Genomic DNA, 20,673 nt, shown 5'->3' on the forward strand with positions numbered 1-20,673 from the left:
ATAATTGGCTGTACAAATAATCTACCGTTCAAAGGTGGTATAGATTAAGGAACACATAATGACACAAAGTGAAGGTCCAGCATCGGTTATCCTTGATAACGTTTGCAAGTTGATCCAGAAAAAAGTTCATGCCGATAACGTGTCGCTCGTTGAAACATTTGCCAAAGCCTTGTACAGCAACATGTCTAAAGAGGACTTGGCTAACCGAAACGACAGCGACTTGTACGGCGCTGCTTTGAGTCTTTGGAATTCTCTAGAGAAGAATACCTCAGATGAAGCAGTGATCCGTGTATTCAACCCTGAAGTTGCAAAAGATGGCTGGCAATCGTCTCACACGATTGTTGAAATCATTTCAGATGATATGCCATTTTTGGTTGACTCAGTGCGTATGGCGCTAAGCCGTAAGAATATTGCTTCGCATCTACTTTTACACTGTCCTCTCAAGATCAACCGTGACCAAGATGATAAAATCTCAGCTGTTTCAGGCTTAAAAACTGAACAAGAATCTTCATCTACAAAAACTGTTTTCTTCATAGAAATTGATCGTCAAACAGACGAAGCAGTTATTGCTGACTTTACCCAAGAACTAGAGTCGGTGTTAAAAGATGTTTCTGTAGCGGTTGAAGACTGGTTATTGATCAGAGATAAGCTGGTTGCTGTTGGTGAAGATATTCCTAATCGCAAGCACAGTTCTTCAAAACAAGAGCTCAATGAGGCGGTTGAATTCCTTGATTGGCTTGCACGTGATAACTTCACGTTCATGGGATACCGTCAGTACGATCTTGTGCCAGTGCAAGGTGACTATGAACTTAAACCTGTAGCAGGTTCAAGTTTAGGCCTAATGAAAAACTCTTCTGAAAGCAGCCGCCTATTATCAGAATTACCAGAAGTAGCTCGTCTTGAAGCCCGCAGCAAGAACCTATTGATCCTGACTAAAACAAATTCTCAGTCACGCGTTCACCGTCCAGCGCATATTGATTATGTTGGTATTAAACGCTTTGACGAAGAAGGGAATGTAATTGGTGAAGATCGCTTCATTGGTTTATTCTCATCAAGTTTTTACAACAACAGTGCATCAGATGTTCCTGTGTTGAAGAGCAAGATTGCTCGTATTATGGAACAGTGTGATTTTGCTAAAGGAACACACGCTTATAAAGCTGTCTTAAATATCTTAGAAACGTACCCACGTGATGAGCTAGTGCAGGCTCGTGAATCTGAGTTATTAGATGTTGCTATGGGTGTATTACAAACCCAAGAGCGTGATATGTGTCGTCTATTCGTTAGAAGAGACGTATATGGACGTTTCTTCTCTTGTATGGTCTACGTGCCGCGTGAGAGATATAACACCGCGCTTCGTCGCGAAACTCAAAAACTGTTAGGCGATGCCTTTGGGTCTAACGAAAAAGTTGAGTTCACTACATTTTTCTCAGAGTCTACATTAGCAAGAACGCATTACATTGTTCGTGTAGCTGACAACAACATTAAGTACAACGTGAAAGAAATCGAAAATAATCTAGTAGAAGCTGCCCGTACTTGGGAAGATAAACTACAAACAGCTTTACTTGCGGGTGAAGGTGAAGCGCGCGGTAATGATCTAAACCGCAAATATGCTACGGCTTTCCCTCGTGCATATAAAGACGAAGTGTTGCCAAGTGCAGCTGTCGTTGATATCTCAAAACTTGAAAAGTTGAGTGATGAGAATAAACTTGAAATGCTGTTCTACAGACCTCAAGAAGAAGCAAATTCACAAATTGTGCGTTTGAGCTTATTCCACAAAGACGAGCCAATTCACCTTTCTGATGTTATGCCAATGCTTGAAAACTTTGGCCTACGTGTAATTGGTGAAACACCTTACGCTGTTAAGACAAGTGATGGTCAAGTCAACTGGATCATGGATTTCTCCATGCTGTTAGACAGCAAAGGCCTAGCCGACTTTGATAAAGTCTCTGCACGTTTCCGTGCGGCACTTATCAATGTATGGAATAACCGCCTAGAGAATGACGGCTTCAACCGTTTAGTTTTAAAAGCGGGCTCTACAGGCCGTGAAGCATCTATCCTTCGTGCATACGCTAAATATATGCGTCAGATTGGTGTGACTTTCTCACAGTCTTACATTGAAAATACCTTCGAACACTATCCTCATATCGCAAACCAATTGGTTGAGCTTTTTGAGAAGAAATTCTGTCCGCAGAAAAACGTTGCGCAAAAATCACTTGATAAGCTAGTAGAGAAAATCTACCACGAGCTTGAAAGTGTCGCGAACCTTGATGATGACCGCATTATTCGTTTATACGTAGCAATGATTGATGCGACGCTAAGAACGAACTTCTACCAAAAAGAAGCTGACGGTTCTAACAAGTCATACGTGTCATTTAAAATCCAGCCAAGCGCAATTCCAGAAATGCCGCTGCCATTACCTGCATTTGAAATCTTTGTATACTCTCCACGTATCGAAGGTGTTCACTTACGTGGTGGTAAGGTTGCTCGTGGTGGTTTACGTTGGTCAGACCGTCGCGAAGACTTCCGTACAGAAGTACTTGGTCTTGTTAAAGCACAGCAGGTTAAGAACACAGTTATCGTACCTGTAGGTTCTAAAGGTGGCTTCGTATGTAAGCAGTTGCCAAATGACCGTGAAGGCTTCTTCCGTGAAGGTCAAGAATGTTACAAGATCTTCATCCGTGGTCTATTAGACATTACTGATAACATCATTCACGGTGATATCGTTCCTCCTGTTGATGTAGTTCGTCATGACGAAGATGACCCGTACCTAGTAGTGGCAGCCGATAAAGGCACAGCGACATTCTCAGATATTGCTAACGGCATTGCTGATGAGTACAACTTCTGGCTAGGTGATGCATTTGCATCTGGTGGTTCAATTGGTTACGACCACAAGAAGATGGGTATTACAGCAAAAGGTGCTTGGGAGTCAGTCAAACGTCACTTCCGTGAAATGGATATTGATTGTCAATCAACTGATTTTACAGCAGTTGCTATTGGTGATATGGCGGGTGATGTATTCGGTAACGGCATGTTGCTATCAGAGCACACGCGCTTAGTTGCTGCATTTAACCACATGCATATCTTCATCGATCCAAACCCAGACGCAGCGAGCTCTTACAAAGAACGTGCTCGTATGTTCGAATTACCACGTTCATCGTGGGAAGACTACGATGCAAGCTTAATTTCTCAAGGTGGCGGTATCTTCTCTCGTGCAGCGAAGTCAATCACACTAACACCAGAAATTAAGAAAATGCTTGGCACTAAGAAAGCAAGCATGACACCAAATGAGTTGATTAAAGCGCTTCTAATGATGCCTGTTGACCTACTTTGGAATGGTGGTATCGGTACTTACATCAAGGCTAAAAATGAAAGTGACGCTGATGTGGGCGACAGAGCAAATGATGCACTTCGTATTAATGGCGCTGAACTTGGTGCTAAGATCTTCGGTGAAGGTGGTAACTTAGGTGCGACGCAACTTGGTCGTATCGAGTTCGCAGCTAAAGGCGGCCGTATTAACACTGACTTCATCGATAACGTAGGTGGTGTTGCGTGTTCAGATAACGAAGTAAACATTAAGATTTTACTTAATGGTCTAGTTGCAGAAGGTGACTTAACGAAGAAACAACGTGACGAGTTACTATATGCAATGACTGACGAAGTATCAGAACTTGTACTTGCAGACTGTTACCGTCAAACACATACGTTGTCTGTTACGAAGTCAAAAGGTCCTGCGACGCTTAAAGAGAAAATCCGCTTCATTCACGCGCTTGAAAAAGAAGGTAAACTTGACAGAAACATCGAGTTCTTACCGAGTGATGAAGAGCTTGCAGAGCGCGCAGCGGCAGGTCTTGATTTAACTCGCCCAGAGCTTTCTGTTCTAGTTTCTTACTCTAAGATGGTACTTAAAGAAACGCTAGTGGTTGATGAAATCACTGAAAACCCTTATTACCGTCAGTTACTAGTAAACTCTTTCCCTGTGCCTCTACGTGACCGCTTTAACGCGGCAATGGATGAGCACCCGCTGAGAAAAGAGATCATTGCCACTAAGCTTGCTAATAATATCGTAAATGATATGGGCTTGAACTTCATGATCCGTATGCATGAAGAAACAGGCGCAACGGAAGCTGAAATTGCACTTTGTTACTCAATCGCATGTGCAACATTCCAGATGTCAGAAACATGGGCTGAAATCTCATCGCTTGATAATAAGATCCCATCTGCGGTTCAAACAGAGATGTTGTATCAATTACGTCGTACAGTTCGTCGTGTAACACGTTGGTTCTTACGTCACCGTAATAAAGCAATGACGATTGAAGAAACAATTGAGTTCTTCGCGCCAACATTTGCAGATCTAAGTGCGAATCTGACCACTTATATGGTTGAAGAAGAGAGCTCACGTCTTGCTGAGAAAGCCGCAGAGTTAACTTCTGAAGGGGTGCCTGAAGCATTAGCTAACCGCATCGTGTCGCTATCTAGCTTGTTCTCAGTCATGGATCTTGCAGAAGTTGCAAACAATGCGAAGCGTGATATCTCAGTGGTATCTAACACGTACTTCAAGTTAGGTGCAAACATGGGTCTACACTGGTTCCTAGAGCAGATCACTGCACAACCAGTTGCAAACCACTGGCAAGCGCTAGCACGTGCTTCATATCGTGAAGAGCTTGACTGGCAGCAGCGTGCATTGTCTGAGGTTGTTCTTAATAGCTTCGAAGGTGATGGTGAAGTTGATGCGCTTATCAATCAGTGGATGGATAATCAGTCGTCATTACTACACCGTTGGCAGCAAATGCTTGCGGAGTTTAAGACTTCTCAAAACCATGACTTTGCGAAGTTCTCAGTAGCATTGAGAGAATTAATGCTACTAAGTCACAACTGTGACACTTCCAAATAAAAATTAACACGTTAAAATACCCCGGCAATTGCTGGGGTATTTTTTTGCCTCAAACTGTTACCAGGAACTTAAGGAGTCACGATGTTTTACGATTTAGCACGTCGTTATATGTTTAATAAAGATGCGGAATGGGCCCACGACTTTGCTCTAGGCAACTTGCGCCGTTTCAAAAATACCCCATTAAGTCTCGCTTGGTCACAGTCTCTGCCTAAAAAGCCGGTTAACTTTTTAGGTTTAGAATTTGATAATCCAGTGGGATTGGCTGCTGGTCTAGATAAAAATGCAGAATGTATTGATGCATTTGGCCAAATGGGCTTTGGGTTTATTGAAGTGGGTACTGTTACACCTAGGCCTCAGGCTGGTAATGACAAGCCACGTATCTTTCGTCTTCCAGAGGCACATGCTGTGATAAACAGAATGGGCTTTAACAATAAAGGCGTAGATAATTTAGTTGCTAACGTAAAGGCTTCAAATTATACCGGGATCCTTGGGATCAATATTGGTAAAAATAAAGATACACCAAACGAGCAGGGCAAAGACGATTACATTCATTGTATGCGTAAAGTCTTTGAACACGCATCCTATATCACTGTAAACATCTCATCACCTAATACTCCGGGTTTGCGTGATTTACAATATGGTGAAGCGCTAGATGATCTTTTACAAAGCCTTAAAAACGAGCAAGTCGACTTAATTGAAAAACACAAAAAATCAGTGCCAATGCTGGTAAAAATTGCGCCAGATGTTGATGCGGTGCAATTAACTCAAATCGCTGAATCACTTGTAAATAACCGCATTGATGGTGTCATTGCTACGAATACAACCTTAGCGAGAGATGCTGTACAGGGCTTGGAATTTGCAAATGAAGCAGGTGGCCTATCGGGACGTCCAGTACGTGAAAAATCGACACATGTTGTTGAAGAGCTAAAACGTCTAACAGAAGGTAAATTACCGATTATTGGCGTGGGTGGAATTGACAGCGCTGAAGCTGCGCAAGAAAAGCTCAACGCGGGTGCAGATCTTGTTCAATTGTATACCGGCTTTATTTACGAAGGGCCACAATTGATCAAAAGGATCGTAAATTCTTTATAAGGATCAGTCATATTACAAAATGATCCTAAACAAATTGTTATTATAAATATTTTTACACTTGCAAAAATCGCGATATACTTCGCGTTACTGGTTGAATTAATTTAATAGTAATGCGGAGGGCGATTTTGCAAGCATCAAAAGAGTGGCGTTGGCTCCAATGTCGCACACAAAACCGTTTGCTTGTTGATTTGGGTGACGAGTTACAACTTTGCACGCCTTATCGTTTACGCCAGCTTACAGCAGATTCAGACGCAAGTCCCACCTTTAGCGTAGAAGAGGCAGCATTCTATCAAAATGTATTTGATTACTTGTGTACTTATTCTGTTTGGTCAGAGGCACAGTGTTGCCAAATTGCACTTAATGCCACTGCGGCAAAATTTCACTTGTTGCCAGTTCAGGCAAAAAGTTGGTTTTTCCAAGCGTATTTTGGTAATGAAGTACTGTGTAATGCCGTAATTAGTCTCAAATCTAAAGTTATGACAGGCGAATGCTTGATTGTTGATCACGAACGCGACGCAAGCCTGTGCATAAATTTAACCGCCAACTTCCAACTTGATGAAAATATTAGCCTAGAGCAGTTCCAAGCCATCAAAGTTTTAAATGACCGTATTCACCCAGTCATGGTGAATAATAAAGTCAGTAGAAGCGCTTAATCCAATCCCAGTCTTTACATAGCTGTGTTATACTCGCGTCAATTGAAATTACAGGGTTATCACATTGCAGTTTATTGCGCTTACATCGATTGGCATCGAAAATTTACTAGTCGAAGAACTTCAATCTTTCGAAATTAAAGTTACTAAGCAAAGCATTGGCTCGGTTCGCTTTGAAGCCGACAATCTTACCGCTCAAAAGTTTTGTATGATGACGCGATATTCGACGCGCGTTATGCTGTTAATTGATGAGCATGAAGATATTAAAAATAAAGATGACCTGTATAAGTTTGCTCGTTTTCAAGGTTGGCAGGAGTGGTTTGGTCCGTCACAAACCTTTGCCGTTGAGTTTAACGGGACGAATAAAGAATTAAAAAATACGCAGTTTTCAGGCTTAGTCATTAAAGATGCGGTTGTGGATTATTTCCAAGATCTATACGAGCAGCGTCCATCTGTAGATAAACAAGACGCTAATGTTCGAATTATTGCGAAGCTTAATAAGCAAAAAATTGCACTATATCTTGATTATTCAGGTCCAAGGTTGTCTGACCGCGGCTATAGAACCAAGCAGGGTAAAGCGCCAATTCGTGAACACCTTGCAGCTGCGCTTGTAACTCGAAGTGGCTGGCTGAATGACACTTCAAAGCCTCTATTTGATCCGTGTTGTGGTTCGGGTACATTGTTAATCGAAGCCGCGAGCATGGCCTTAAATTTGCCAACAAACCTGCATAAAGCATTTGCTTTTAAGCGCCTTCCTAGCTTCAGAGAAGCCAAGTTCAAAGAAATCCAAAAAGAGCTGAAAGCGGAACAAGTCGACTCAAAATTGTGGTTAATTGGCCACGATATTGATGGACGAGTACTCGATACTGCTCAGTCTAATGCAAACCGTGCAGGGGTGGGCGAACTCATTCAATTTAAAGAAGCGGATGCGGGCAAATTGCAGTCTGTAGCAAAACGCCCAGGTACGATTCTGAGTAACTTACCGTATGGTGAGCGCTTGGGCTCAATGGCCGAATTGATCAATCTTTATCGCAATATGGGTGTGAGCTTCAAAAAGCATTATCGTGATTGGAACGCTGCACTGCTTGGTACGGACGATGAGTTATTTAGATTACTCAAACTTGCGTCTAAAAAACGATATAAGTTTAAAAATGGTCCTATTGATGTGACCTTGTATATGTATGAGCTGAATGAAAAGCAAGTTGCGCAAAATCAACAAGCGTCAGAATTGCATTTTGAGCAGTCTCGTGCGTTTGCTAACCGACTCAAAAAGAATAAGCAGGGTTTAAAAAGTTGGTTGAAAAAAGAATCTGTTGAAGCTTACCGGTTATATGATGCAGATATTCCGGAATATAACGTTGCTGTTGATGTATATGGTGATAACGCAGTTATCTTTGAATATGCTGCGCCAAAAGAAATCAACGCAGATGTTGCAGATAAGCGTCTACAAGACGTGATTTCTTTGACTGCTGAAACCTTAGATATTTCACCAAGCAACTTAGCGGTTAAAGTACGTAAAAAACAGCGAGGTGATGAGCAATATACTTCGTACGAGAAACAAAACCGCTATCAGATCATCGAAGAGTTTGGTGCAAAGTTCAAAGTTAATTTATATGACTATTTAGATACTGGGCTGTTTTTAGACCACCGTCTTGCACGTCGATTTATTCAGCAAAATGCCCGAGATAAGCGAGTATTAAATTTGTTTGCTTATACGGGATCTGCATCGGTTCACGCGGCAATAGGTGGCGCTAAGTCGGTTACAACTGTCGATATGTCAAAGACTTACCTTAAGTGGGCAGAAGAGAATTTCGCACTTAATAACCTTAAAAATCCACGTTTTAGATTTGAACAAGCGGATTGCTTGAAATGGTTAGAGCATGCCAAAGGTCAATATGATTTGATTTTCTTAGATCCACCTACTTTTTCAAACTCGAAGAGAATGAAAAATGTATTCGATGTTCAAAGAGATCATATTCAGTTATTGACTTGGGTTAAAAGTATTTTGAGCCCGGATGGTGTTTTGTTGTTCTCGAATAACAAACGAGGCTTTAAAATGGATGAAGTAGCCTTAATGGGATTGGGCTTGAAAGCAGAGAATATTTCAGCAGAGACGCTGTCTCCAGATTTTAAACGAAACAAACAGATCCACAATAGCTGGTTAATTACCCATGGCTAAAGTGATTTTATATCACACAGATGGGTGTCATTTATGTGAACAGGCATACCAATTGGCGGTGTCTGTCCTTACACATGAAGACATTCATCATCAAGATATCTTGGATGATGAAAGTTTGATGACACAATATCAAACTTCTATTCCGGTACTGAAAAATATAAAAACAGGTAAATTGCTAAATTGGCCATTTACCCAACAACAAATTCAAGAGTTTATATAAGAAGATGGATTTAATTAGAATTGCTAAAGCACAACTTGCTTTTGGTTCTCATCCGTTACTAGACAATGCCGACGCCCTAATCGAAGCTGGCGAACGTGTGTGTATTGTCGGAAGAAATGGAGCTGGTAAGTCAACCTTATTAAAAGTACTTGATGGGCAGGTGTTATTGGATGATGGTGAAATAAATCGTCTGACCGGCTTAAAAGTATCTCGCCTAGAGCAAGATCCACCTAAAGGTGCGCAGGGCAGTGTATTCGATTATGTTGCTCAGGGCTTACCTGATGTGGCAAGCCTTTTAATTGAATATAACCATGTCAGCGAAGCGCTTCAAACAGACCAATCTAACAGTTTATTGAATAAGCTTGAGCGCTTATCTGCTGAAATCGAAGCCGCAGATGCGTGGCGCTTTGAAAGCCGAATTAATCTGGTCCTAAGCCAGCTTCAGCTGACCGCGCAAATGCGCCTTGAAAAACTTTCTGGTGGTTGGCTTAGAAAGGTTGCGCTCGCCAAAGCGCTTGTCAGTGACCCCGATTTACTACTACTTGATGAACCGACGAACCACTTAGATATGGCAAGTGTGGAGTGGCTAGAGTCATTTTTGAAAGATTTCAAAGGTGGCATCGTGTTTATTTCTCACGACCGTGCGTTCATCAGAGCCGTTGCGACGCGTATTTTAGATTTGGATAGAGGAAAGTTGGTCTCTTACCCTGGCAATTATGCTAAGTACTTAGAACAAAAAGCGCATGATTTAAAAGTTGAAGAAGCGCAAAATGCGTTGTTCGATAAAAAACTTGCCGAAGAAGAGACTTGGATAAGGCAGGGGATCAAAGCGCGTAGAACACGTAATGAAGGGCGTGTTCGTGCGTTAAAAGCGTTACGTGTTGAGCGGAAGCAGCGAATTGAGCAAGTGGGTAAAGCGGACTTTAATATTGAGTCAGCAGAGCGCTCGGGCAAGTTGGTATTTGAAGCCAATTTTGTGAACCATGCATTTAAAGACAAAGCCATTGTCAAAGATTTTTCTACGCTTGTTATGCGTGGAGATAGAGTCGGTTTAATTGGTCCTAACGGGATTGGCAAGACGACGTTATTGAAATTACTTTTTGGTAAATTAGCAGCAGACAGCGGCAAGATAAAGCAAGGTGTTAATTTAGAAGTCGCCTATTTCGATCAATATCGAGAAAAGCTTGATGAAGAAATGACGGTGCAAGATAACGTTGCTGAAGGTAAACAAGAGGTCTCTATTGGTGGCCGAAGCCGTCATGTATTAGGTTATTTACAAGATTTCTTATTTCCACCTGCGCGCGCTCGAACGCCTGTTAAAGCCCTTTCTGGCGGTGAGAAAAACCGATTGCTTTTAGCTAAGCTGTTTTTAAAGCCATCAAACGTTTTAGTATTGGATGAGCCAACCAATGATTTGGATATTGAAACTTTAGAGCTGCTAGAGGAAATCATTACGCAATATCAAGGTACAATTTTGATTGTTAGCCATGATAGGGAGTTTATTGATAACACGTGTAATAGTGTTTGGGCATTTGAAGGCGATGGCGTTGTGACCGAGATTGTCGGTGGTTACAGCGATTTTGAGGCGTATCGAGATAACAAGCTGGCTCAGCAAAAAGAGCTTGAAAAGTTAGACAAAGAGAAGTCTGCATCTGCACCAGTTAAACGCGATACAACAAAAAACAAATCAAGTAAGCTCAGTTACAAATTAAAACTTGAATTAGAAGCTTTGCCGAGTAAAGTAGAGGAACTTGAAACCGCGCTTGAAGCGCAGCAGACATTAGTTAACTCGCCAGAGTTTTTTAAACAAGAATCTGATGTAACACAACAAGCATTGAACCAACTAGCGGATTTGGAGTCCAAGCTCGAAACCGCGTATGAACGTTGGGAAGAATTAGAAGCTTTACAGAATCAGCAGTAAGGATTGAAATGAGATATTCACTTTTAGCCACCAGTATTGGTTTGTGCTTTTCAGGGCAGCTTTTTGCTGCAACGTATCAGTTAACTGAGTTACCTTCACATAGTACCTCGACAAACACCCTTGTTATCGATGCAAATGAATCTGGCGAAGCAGTTGGCAGGGCGACAGGCCTCTTTGACTTAAAAATTGATACAACATATATCGATTTTAATGATGATAATCTAAAGAATGATTACAACAACTTTAAAGACGCACGTGAAAGAATTGACGACCCAATAAACTTTACATTGGATGACATTGAAAATAATAATGCCGCTGCAACTGATCCTGATGCACATGATTTCATCCGTTCTTATCTTAATCAGCGTAGTGGAAATGCCGAATTTCAAAAGTTGAATTCTAGTGCAAGTTTGTTGTACTCAACAACGACAGCAGATGAGAAAGTACTTTTTGATGTGGAACGAGATTACACCAACAATGAATTGTCTCGTTCAGTGGTATCTTATATCAATGGTGTGGCTTCGGATGGAGCGATGGTTGGTTGGGGTAGTGCGCCATACTCAAAAAGAACAGATTTCACCAAAGATGGTGAAAGTGAGCCTACGGTATTTTTTGAAAGAACGTTTTCTTCTCGTGGTGTGTTTATCACGCCAGGCGGAGAAGTAATAGAGCTACCGCCTGCGTTTGTTGGAGAGTATGGTGGTTTCAGTATTGCGAATCATATTGAGAAGCTGGACGACGGTACATACTTAGTTGTAGGGCAAAGCTCAATCGATGTTGCGATTGATGGTCAACAGCGTTTTGATGATTTGTGCAAAGGCGAAAACGAGCCGGTAAATGTGTGTGTATGGGAACTGCAAAATGGTTCGATTTACTATAACCGCCACGCTTACCAGTGGAAGCTAGATGCGAATTTCAACCTGGTAGAAGGCGAGTCTAAAATTCTCGGTTTAGGTATTGAGCGCGAAGAAAATGAAGAGAGAATTCATTTAGGTACTGCTTTGTCAGCAAACCAGTCAGGCTATGCTGTAGGCCACTCGCAAACTCGTAAAGATGGTGATTTCATCAGTAGGCAAAGAGCGGGTTACTATAAGGATGGTAAGTTCACTCAAATTATTGACCATGATAAGATTTATGAAGCCAGCCGTGGTGTTGATATCAATAACAACAATATCGTAATCGGCTACCGTTTTAATGAGCTTAGTACTTTTCAGCAAGTAAAAGGGTACTACTATGACATCAATAATCAGTCTTTCACTGAAATGGAGTCATTCTTTAATAGCTCTGACATGTATCCTCGAGACATCAATGATGCGGGATATATTGTTGGTCAAGCCGAAGCTGAAGATATTGGTGATACCCCAAGAAGAGAGGCTTTTCTATACAATATAGAAACTGCAGAACTGCAAAATTTAAATGACCTGATACCGTGTAAAAGTGCGGATTTTCCTTACCGTATAGGAGATGCAGTTAAAATTACAGAAGATAATAAAATCTATGCGATTGCAACTAAGACAGTTAAGCGCAGAGACAGCTTAGGTAATGTAACAAAAAACAGTGCCGGTGAAGATGAGTATGAGTCTGTATCGGTGCCTGTATTGCTTACGCGAACTGGCGGTCAGCCGGATACATGTCCGGTGGAAGAAGCTGAGACTTATGAGCGAAGCTCAGCATCGTTTGGTATGTTAGGCTTTTTAGCGTTGCCATTATTGATGCTTAGAAGACGCAGAAATTAAAAATTGAAAAAAGGGCCGAAAGGCCCTTTTTTAATTCATTCATTTATTGAACTCACCCTATTGATTTCTCGCTTCCCATGCTTTGTTGACAGAGCGTCGCCAAAGGTAGTCGATTCCGAAAAATCCGATAACAGCAGCGATGGATGCACAGATCAAAGAGCCAACGATAAAAGCTGGGCCTATCGTAGAGATGCTCTGCGTTAACCATTCCCAGGTAGGTTCAAACTGGAATGGCTGAATTTCTTGACCCAGTGCGAAAACACCGACAAGATAAGAGCAATAAAAGATAGGTGGCATTGTTAATGGGTTTGTGATCCAAACCAATGCAATAGATAAAGGTAAGTTGACTCTAAAAGGGATTGCTAGAGCAGCTGCGAGTACCATTTGAAAAGGGACAGGGATGAACGCAAAAAACAGTCCAACAGAAAAGGCGCCTCTGGCTGAGCGTCGATTAAGATGCCAAAGATTTGCATCGTGCAGTAAACTTCCAAAAATTCTTAACGATTTTTGTTCTTTGATCTTATTGTGATCGGGTAAAAAGCGTTGGATCGTTTTTTTTGCCATATAGAGCAACCATTTACTTCAATATTGATTTGCTGCGGCATCATTTTCGGAAGCCTGATATCCGTATTTTACATGGATACATGGCAGTTACCCGTCAGTGTTGCCTTGCTCGTTTTTGTTAGTAGCTATTTTAAGCTTTTTTCGAACGTTTTGGCAGGTTTTATTTTAGGTATTTTTGTTACTAGTCTTAATTACATTTTGTTTTATCAACTTTCATGGAAAAGCTTGGTTGTTGATAAGCCAATTAAAATTGACGCCAAGGTGAGCCAAATCATTAAAGCGGGCGACAGACCTTATATACAAGTAAAGATAAATAAGCTTGACCAGTTGAAAGTGAAGTCTTGGCAAACTGTACATGCTAACTTGTCAATCGTTGAAGGTGAAAGCGCGATAAAAGTGGGAGATACAATTAGCGGGACTGCCACACTCAAACCATTTTACTCACGAAAAAATCAATATGCTTTTGATAGTGAGTTATATGCATTTCGCAATCATATCTTCTTTAAAGGGAAGCTAAAAGTCGACTCTGTAGCTCGACATCACGGATCTTGGCGTCTTCAATATCAACTTTTTATGCTAGACGTTTTTGATGGCTATCAGTTTGGCTGGCTTTATTATGTCTTGATGACAGGGGATAAATCAAAAATTCCTAAAAGTGACAAAGCGCACTTTCGTACACTGGGCTTAAGTCACTTGTTAGCCATATCGGGCCTACATATCGCTATTTTATTCTCATTGAGCTTATTGTTAATAAAAGTATGCTTGTTCCCTTTTAAATCTTTTTTAGGTCAAACTGTCAATACACATTCAATAGGGCTCATTTGTGCGCTGGGGTGTGCTGGATTATATGTGGTGATGAGCGGTATGCAGATATCGGCTCAACGCGCTTGGTTTATGGCGTGTGCAGGTGTTCTATGTTATTTACTTGGAACACGGTTGAGCTTTATTAGGCTATTGATTTACACGCTAACGATAGTGACTATGGTATCGCCATTTGCGTTGTTAAATCTTGGTCTGTATTTTTCATTTACTGCGGTGGCTGGTATTTTTTGGTTATTATCAAAGCGTAAAGCATATCAGTATGAATTCTCAAGTTGGCTCAATAAATGTGTTTGGTTGTGCAAGGTACAAGTTGTCTTATTTATCGTACTATGCCCGTTGGTAGTGTACGTATTTCATGGCTTGAGTGTGAGCGGTTTGCTCATCAATCTCATTTTTGTACCGCTCCTTTCTATCGTGATCTTTCCGCTTTTGTTAGTACAGATCGTTTTACATAGTGTGAGTGAATCAAATGCGATAATGCTACTCGATAACTGGCTATTTAACTCATATCACTTTCTGATATCTTTTGATTTTCATTGGTTTGATGTGCAGCCAATTTCAACCAGTCAACTGTGCTTGATGATGTTATCATTTATTTTATTAGCTCATGTTTTAACTCGTATCTACGCGCTTATTCCATTAAGTTTACTGTTGGTACATTGGCTGTTATCGCCTAAACCCAGCTGGCAAATCAATGTTTTTGATGTAGGCCATGGCAGTGCAGTACTTATCTCGCAAGATAATAAAGCCGTTTTGTACGATTTGGGTGCGAATTACTTTGGTACATATTCTATGTTTAAGCACGTTGTACTCCCTTATATTAAAGCGAGAAATCTTAAGTTAGTTCATACAATTGTAAGCCATGATGATGGGGATCATGCCGGTGGGCTAATGGACCTTTATAAGCTGGGGTTTGGTGAGTCGTTGAATACTTTTCACCGAGCTACGTATGCGCAACCGTGCTTACTACAAGATGTAATATTAGGTGACCTTACGATACGATCCATTTGGCCGAAGACTTTGCAAAACAATGACAACAACAGTTCCTGTGTGGTTGTGGTCAGTGACGATCGATTTAAACTTTTATTACCTGGAGATATTGAAGCGGATGTAGAGGCTAAGATTATTTCTAAATATAGAAATGACTTGAAAGCAAACTTTTTGTTAGCGCCACATCATGGAAGTCGAACTTCTTCAACTAAGCAGTTTATTAAGGCAGTTGAAGGCGAGCTCGTTATTTTTTCTAGGAGTCGAAATACGGCTTGGCAATTACCTCATACTGAAGTTTTGCAGCGATATAGAGACGCTGGTTATGAAACATACGATACTGCCTTAGATGGAGAAGTACAGATCCGAGTTTTTAATGAACACTTTGAGGTTTACACCGCAAGAAACGCGAAAAATCTATGGTTTTTAAGATAATGCATTCAGTTTTTGCTTGATGGCAGATACAATAAGGGGGTTTTGAAGTTTTAGAGTAACACTATGCAACAGTCTGGAAAGCAAATATATAAAAGGCTTTTGGCTTACACTTACGAATTTAAAGCAGCGTCTTTGTTTGCGATAATTGGCATGCTCGGTTATGCCGCAATGGATGCACTGTTCATACAGTTAATGAAACCTTTTATGGATGATGGCTTAACGCAAGGTAATCAAGAAGTTCTGGCAATGGCCCCAATCGTTGTTATTCTTTTGGTTTTGGGTCGAGGTGTATTTAACTATATGTCCTCATACTGTTTAAGTTACGTTGGCTCTCAAGTTGTTAGAAAATTACGACAGCAGCTCTATGAGCATATGCTGTTTATGCCAGTCTCATTTCACGACAAACATTCCAATGGAGAGTTGGTTTCAAAAATTACTTTTGATACAGAGCAAGTACAGCAAGCTGTCACGCGCGCGCTTCAAGTGGCAATCAGAGAAGGGGCATTTGTCGTCTTCTTACTGTGGGGCATGTTTGCAATTAGCTGGAAGTTGTCATTGTTATTTTTAGTGATTGTGCCATTTGTAGCCATTGTTGTGAGTGTCGTTTCTAAACGTTTCAGAAAAATTTCAAAAAGTATTCAGGATGCCATGGGTGCAGTGACAAGAGGCTCAGAGCAGATGCTTTCTGGTCACAAAGAAATTCATGGTTTTGGTGGTCAGGATAAAGAAATCGCGCAATTTGCCAAAGTGAATAACCACAATCGTCAACAACGTGTGAAAATGGATGCGACGAGGGCTTTGAGTGTTTCTGTCATACAGCTTATTGCAGCCAGTGCGATGGCGGTGGTTTTAGCGATTATTGCTATGCCTGAGGTGCATGAATCATTGACGCCAGGCGTTGTCGCTTCATTGATCACGGCAATGGTCATGATGTTACGCCCTTTGAAGCAATTGGCAAATGTAAACAGTGATTTTCAACGCGGTATTGCTGCTGCCAAGAGCATTTTTGAAGTGCTTGATGAAGAGAAGGAGAAGGATACTGGGACGCACACTGTGGAAACCGTCACTGGCGCTATTTCCGTAAAAGGTGTCACGTTTACGTATCCAACAAAAGACGAGCCAGTTATCGAAAACCTTTCGATTGAGATCCCCGCAGGTAAGAGCATAGCACTAGTGGGCCGCAGTGGCTCTGGTAAGTCGACACTGTCAAGTTTATTACCGAGGTTTTATGACTTAGATAGCGGCTCCATCACACTCGACGGCGTAGAGCTGAGCGAATACACTTTAGCCAGCCTTAGAAATCAATTTGCGCTTGTCTCTCAGCACGTCACTTTGTTCAATGATACGATTGCAAATAACATCATGTACGGCTTAGATGAAAAGCTCAGTGAAGCTGAATTAATTGACGTTGCTAAAAAAGCGCATGTTTGGGAATTTGTTAAAGATTTACCACAAGGTTTAGACACTGAAGTCGGTGAGAATGGTGTGATGCTTTCTGGTGGCCAAAGACAGCGTATAGCGATAGCCCGTGCCATCGTTAAAGATGCGCCAGTATTGATACTAGATGAAGCTACATCGGCGCTGGACACTGAGTCTGAGCGCTTGATCCAAGAAGAACTAGATAAATTAATGGTGAATAAGACTTCCATTGTGATTGCACATCGATTGTCAACCATCGAAAAATCAGATCAAATTTATGTACTAGACAAAGGTCGTGTACTTGAGCAAGGGAAACATGAAGATCTACTCGCCAATGATGGTGCTTACTCTGCACTGTGTAAGATGCAATATGGTGAATGACAATGAGAAAAATAGAACAAAGTTGGTATAAGCCAATGAGTTTAATCAATGTTGTACTGTTACCATTGAGCGCATTGTTTTGGCTTGTAAGCTCCACTAGACGTTTGTTGTTTCGTGTCGGTATAAAATCAGCATATAAGGCGTCTGTACCAGTCATGATTGTTGGCAACATTGGTATTGGAGGCAACGGCAAAACACCATTTGTACTTTGGCTAGTGCCTTATTTACAATCACTTGGCTTGAAAGTGGCAGTTATTAGCCGAGGGTATGGTGCAAAACCGCCTCATACTCCTTACCACGTTACAGATGACAGTACTGCGCAGCAAGCTGGAGATGAACCGCTGTTAATTTATAAGCGATTGGGTTGTGACGTGGTCATAGGTGGTGACCGCAAAGCAAGCATTGAGTACCTTATCGCACACAATGAACCTGATATCATCGTGAGTGATGACGGCTTGCAACATTACCAGCTCGATAGAGATATTGAGATATGTATAGTTGATAATGAGCGTCGTTTTGGCAATGGTTTTTTGTTACCTGCAGGGCCACTGAGAGAGACTCCCAAGCGTTTGAAGTCAGTTGATCTGACGGTGTTCAATGGTTCAATTAAAGAAGATGGGTACTCACTCAATACAACCGGTATTTACAGTGTGAAAACAGGCGCACGAGTGACACAATTTGAACCCAAAGGCATTGCCGTGAGTGCGATAGGCAACCCGTCGCGTTTCGAGAAGTCGCTGAGTGTAAATGGGGTGACAATCACACAAAGCAAACATTTTGCTGATCATCACATGTTCACTGAACAAGACTTTGAGATATACAACAAAAGCAACGTTTTTATGACAGAAAAAGACGCGGTAAAGTGCCAGTCTTTTGCAAAAGACAATTGGTATTTCTTGCGCGTAGACGCTGTTCCGTCAGAGAGGCTTGTAAGCAAGCTTCACAACTTATTAGATAAAAAGGGGATTATTACCCATGGCGTTTGATACAAAATTACTTGAAATCATTGCGTGTCCAGTATGCAAGGGCAAATTGGTATACGACAAAGACAATAAAGAGCTGATTAGCACAGCGGCTAAACTTGCCTATCCAGTTAGGGATGATATTCCAGTTTTGCTAGAAAATGAGGCAAGAGAATTATCTCTTGAAGAGGTAGAAAAGTGGAATTCATAGTTGTCATACCTGCAAGGTATGCATCAACACGTTTGCCTGGTAAACCGCTGGTCGATATCTGTGGTAGATCAATGATCCAAAGGGTTTTTGAGCAAGCACAAAAATCAGGCGCAAAAGCGGTTTACATCGCGACTGATCACCCGCTGGTTTTTGATGAAGCAAAGCGTTTTACCGATAACGTATTAATGACCCGTGAAGATCATCAATCAGGTACCGAGCGCCTTGCTGAAGTGGTTGAACTTCTCAATTTAGATGACGATACATTAATGGTGAATGTGCAAGGTGATGAACCTTTGCTCGAACCAGAAAATATCTCTCAAGTAGCGGAGTTACTGTTCAACTCTTCTGCGCCTATGGCAACATTGAGCGTTGATATTGAAGATGTGGAAGAAGTACTTAACCCCAATGCTGTGAAAGTAGTTAGCGATATTAAGAATAATGCGTTGTACTTTTCTCGCTCACCGATCCCTTTTCAGCGTGACAGCATGATGACTTTGGATAAAGACAGTATTCCACTTGCACACTTTAAGCGTCATGTGGGGATTTATGCTTATCGCGCTGGGTTTATAAAAACCTATCTGGATTTGAGTGTATCGCCACTGGAAGTGCAAGAGTCTTTAGAGCAGCTTCGAGTGCTCTATCATGGCCACTCAATCAAAGTGACCAAAGCGTGTAAACCTGTACATGCAGGCGTTGATACACCTGAAGACTTAAACCGAGTGATTGAGTTTTTAAATGGCTGATATCAAAGTCATTGCGCAGCATGAAGATTTTGTTGTTGCTTATAAGCCTTGTGGTATCAGTTTTCATAGCGAAGAGCAAGCTGGGTTTGTCGCTTTGTTGGAGCAACAGTTGGAGATTAGTTTATTTCCAGTGCACAGATTGGATAAGGTCACATCTGGCTTATTGGTGTTGGCAAAATCTAGTCAAGCGGCTGCTAAACTAACAGAACTGTTCACAAGTCGCGAGGTAGATAAATATTATCTCGCGCTGATTTCAGATAAGCCCAAGAAAAAACAAGGGTGGATAAAAGGCGATATGGCCAAGTCTCGGCGTGGCACATATAAACTTTTAAAAAGCCAAGAAAACCCAGCGATAACCCGGTTTTATTCTATAAGCATTGAACCAGGTCTAAGGGCATGTTTACTGAAGCCGTACAGTGGTAAAACTCATCAATTACGAGTTGCCCTGAAAAGTCTGTCAGCGCCGATTTTAGGTGATGATAGCTATGGTGGTAAACAGTCCGATAGAGTATATTTACACGCGTATTATCTCTCGTTTAATTGGAATGACAAGCGTGTGGTTTTTAGTATTGAGCCTGAAGAAGGCACTAAATTCATGCAATTAATTGAGCATGAAGTATTTTTATCATGGCGTCAGCCTGAGCAGTTAGAGTGGTAATATGACAGATCAAGATACGTCACTTCGATTTGGTGGCATCGGCAGATTATATGGTGACCAACAATTAGCATGGTTAAGTGACGCGCATTTTTGCGTCATAGGCATCGGTGGTGTGGGCAGCTGGGCTGCTGAAGCATTAGCAAGAACTGGTATCGGACATATTACACTGATCGATCTTGACGATATTTGTGTGACGAATATCAACCGTCAATTACACGCAGTGACGCAAACAGTGGGTGAAATTAAAGCAGAGGCAATGAAATCTCGTCTTGAAAGCATCAATCCAAATGGTCAGGTCACTGTAATTGACGATTTTATTACGCAAGAAAATATCAAAGAGTACATTCAAGGCTTTGATTATGTGATTGATTGTATTGATGCTGTAAAAGAGAAAGCGGCACTGATAGCGCATTGTAAGCGTAACAAAATTCCCGTCATCACAACTGGGGGCGCGGGTGGACAAACTGACCCCAGTCAGATTAGTTTTGGGGATGTTGCTAAAACAACTCATGATCCGCTACTTGCTAAAGTACGATATTTATTGCGCAAGCAATATAACTTTACCACTAACCCGAAGCGCAAGTTTGCCGTAGATTGCGTGTATTCTACAGAGCAACTTGTATACCCAACAGGGGATGGTGAAGTGTGCAAAGCGAAACAACAAGCTGATGGCAGTAAAAATATGGATTGTGCGACAGGCTTTGGTTCGGCAACCATGGTGACTGGCAGTTTTGGTTTTTTTGCCGCAGCAAAATCTATACGAAAATACTTAGATAAAAAAGCGCGAGCAAGTAAGTAGCTC

At 41.5% G+C, this 20,673-nt stretch carries 15 protein-coding genes; 14 read left to right on the forward strand and 1 reads right to left on the reverse strand.

Annotated features, from left to right (window positions below; genetic code table 11):
- Window positions 1-58: 58 nt before the first annotated feature.
- The 7 genes from JF50_RS12975 to JF50_RS13005 all read left to right on the forward strand — a co-directional run bounded on the left by JF50_RS12975 (window position 59) and on the right by JF50_RS13005 (window position 12,689).
- Window positions 59-4,891: an NAD-glutamate dehydrogenase gene (locus tag JF50_RS12975; RefSeq protein WP_039609874.1), complete on the forward strand. Its 4,833-nt coding sequence runs from the start codon at window positions 59-61 to the stop codon at window positions 4,889-4,891.
- Window positions 4,892-4,972: 81 nt separating this feature from the next.
- On the forward strand, window positions 4,973-5,983 hold the full coding sequence (pyrD, locus tag JF50_RS12980; RefSeq protein ID WP_039609875.1) for a quinone-dependent dihydroorotate dehydrogenase: 1,011 nt from the start codon (window positions 4,973-4,975) through the stop codon (window positions 5,981-5,983).
- Between the two features lie 122 nt (window positions 5,984-6,105).
- Complete coding sequence (locus JF50_RS12985; protein WP_039610164.1) at window positions 6,106-6,636, forward strand: cell division protein ZapC domain-containing protein; 531 nt, start codon at window positions 6,106-6,108, stop codon at window positions 6,634-6,636.
- A gap of 64 nt (window positions 6,637-6,700) precedes the next feature.
- Complete coding sequence (gene rlmKL / locus JF50_RS12990) at window positions 6,701-8,812, forward strand: bifunctional 23S rRNA (guanine(2069)-N(7))-methyltransferase RlmK/23S rRNA (guanine(2445)-N(2))-methyltransferase RlmL (RefSeq protein WP_039609876.1); 2,112 nt, start codon at window positions 6,701-6,703, stop codon at window positions 8,810-8,812.
- Window positions 8,805-9,032 (forward strand): glutaredoxin family protein, encoded by a 228-nt coding sequence (locus JF50_RS12995; RefSeq protein WP_039609877.1) that lies wholly within the window; start codon window positions 8,805-8,807, stop codon window positions 9,030-9,032. Before rlmKL ends, JF50_RS12995 begins: the two co-directional genes overlap by 8 nt.
- Before the next feature lie 4 nt (window positions 9,033-9,036).
- A complete protein-coding gene (locus JF50_RS13000; protein WP_039609878.1) occupies window positions 9,037-10,953 on the forward strand; it encodes an ABC transporter ATP-binding protein in 1,917 nt (638 codons plus the stop codon).
- Between the two features lie 8 nt (window positions 10,954-10,961).
- Window positions 10,962-12,689, forward strand: a complete 1,728-nt coding sequence (locus JF50_RS13005) for a DUF3466 family protein (protein ID WP_039609879.1) — start codon at window positions 10,962-10,964, stop codon at window positions 12,687-12,689.
- A 57-nt stretch (window positions 12,690-12,746) separates the two neighbouring features.
- Here the strand turns inward: JF50_RS13005 and JF50_RS13010 are convergent, their stop codons facing one another.
- The gene (locus tag JF50_RS13010) at window positions 12,747-13,253 is read right to left on the reverse strand and encodes a DUF2062 domain-containing protein (protein WP_039609880.1); all 507 of its coding nucleotides are present in this window, start codon (window positions 13,251-13,253) and stop codon (window positions 12,747-12,749) included.
- Window positions 13,254-13,325: 72 nt separating this feature from the next.
- Here JF50_RS13010 and JF50_RS13015 point away from each other — a divergent pair, with 72 nt between their 5' ends.
- The 7 genes from JF50_RS13015 to tcdA all read left to right on the forward strand — a co-directional run bounded on the left by JF50_RS13015 (window position 13,326) and on the right by tcdA (window position 20,670).
- Window positions 13,326-15,497 (forward strand): DNA internalization-related competence protein ComEC/Rec2, encoded by a 2,172-nt coding sequence (locus tag JF50_RS13015; protein ID WP_052262284.1) that lies wholly within the window; start codon window positions 13,326-13,328, stop codon window positions 15,495-15,497.
- Window positions 15,498-15,560: 63 nt separating this feature from the next.
- Window positions 15,561-17,297, forward strand: coding sequence for a lipid A export permease/ATP-binding protein MsbA (gene msbA / locus JF50_RS13020; protein WP_039609881.1), 1,737 nt, complete (start codon window positions 15,561-15,563; stop codon window positions 17,295-17,297).
- Window positions 17,298-17,299: 2 nt separating this feature from the next.
- Window positions 17,300-18,283 (forward strand): tetraacyldisaccharide 4'-kinase, encoded by a 984-nt coding sequence (lpxK, locus tag JF50_RS13025; protein WP_039609882.1) that lies wholly within the window; start codon window positions 17,300-17,302, stop codon window positions 18,281-18,283.
- The gene (locus JF50_RS13030; RefSeq protein ID WP_039609883.1) at window positions 18,273-18,470 is read left to right on the forward strand and encodes a Trm112 family protein; all 198 of its coding nucleotides are present in this window, start codon (window positions 18,273-18,275) and stop codon (window positions 18,468-18,470) included. Before lpxK ends, JF50_RS13030 begins: the two co-directional genes overlap by 11 nt.
- A complete protein-coding gene (gene kdsB, locus JF50_RS13035) occupies window positions 18,458-19,213 on the forward strand; it encodes a 3-deoxy-manno-octulosonate cytidylyltransferase (RefSeq protein WP_039609884.1) in 756 nt (251 codons plus the stop codon). The genes JF50_RS13030 and kdsB overlap by 13 nt, the downstream gene beginning before the upstream one ends.
- On the forward strand, window positions 19,206-19,871 hold the full coding sequence (locus JF50_RS13040) for a TIGR01621 family pseudouridine synthase (protein ID WP_039609885.1): 666 nt from the start codon (window positions 19,206-19,208) through the stop codon (window positions 19,869-19,871). Before kdsB ends, JF50_RS13040 begins: the two co-directional genes overlap by 8 nt.
- A gap of 1 nt (window position 19,872) precedes the next feature.
- Window positions 19,873-20,670, forward strand: coding sequence for a tRNA cyclic N6-threonylcarbamoyladenosine(37) synthase TcdA (gene tcdA, locus JF50_RS13045; RefSeq protein ID WP_039609886.1), 798 nt, complete (start codon window positions 19,873-19,875; stop codon window positions 20,668-20,670).
- The last annotated feature ends 3 nt before the right edge of the window (window positions 20,671-20,673 follow it).

This window comes from Pseudoalteromonas luteoviolacea, assembly GCF_000814765.1.
Lineage (GTDB): Bacteria > Pseudomonadota > Gammaproteobacteria > Enterobacterales > Alteromonadaceae > Pseudoalteromonas > Pseudoalteromonas luteoviolacea_H.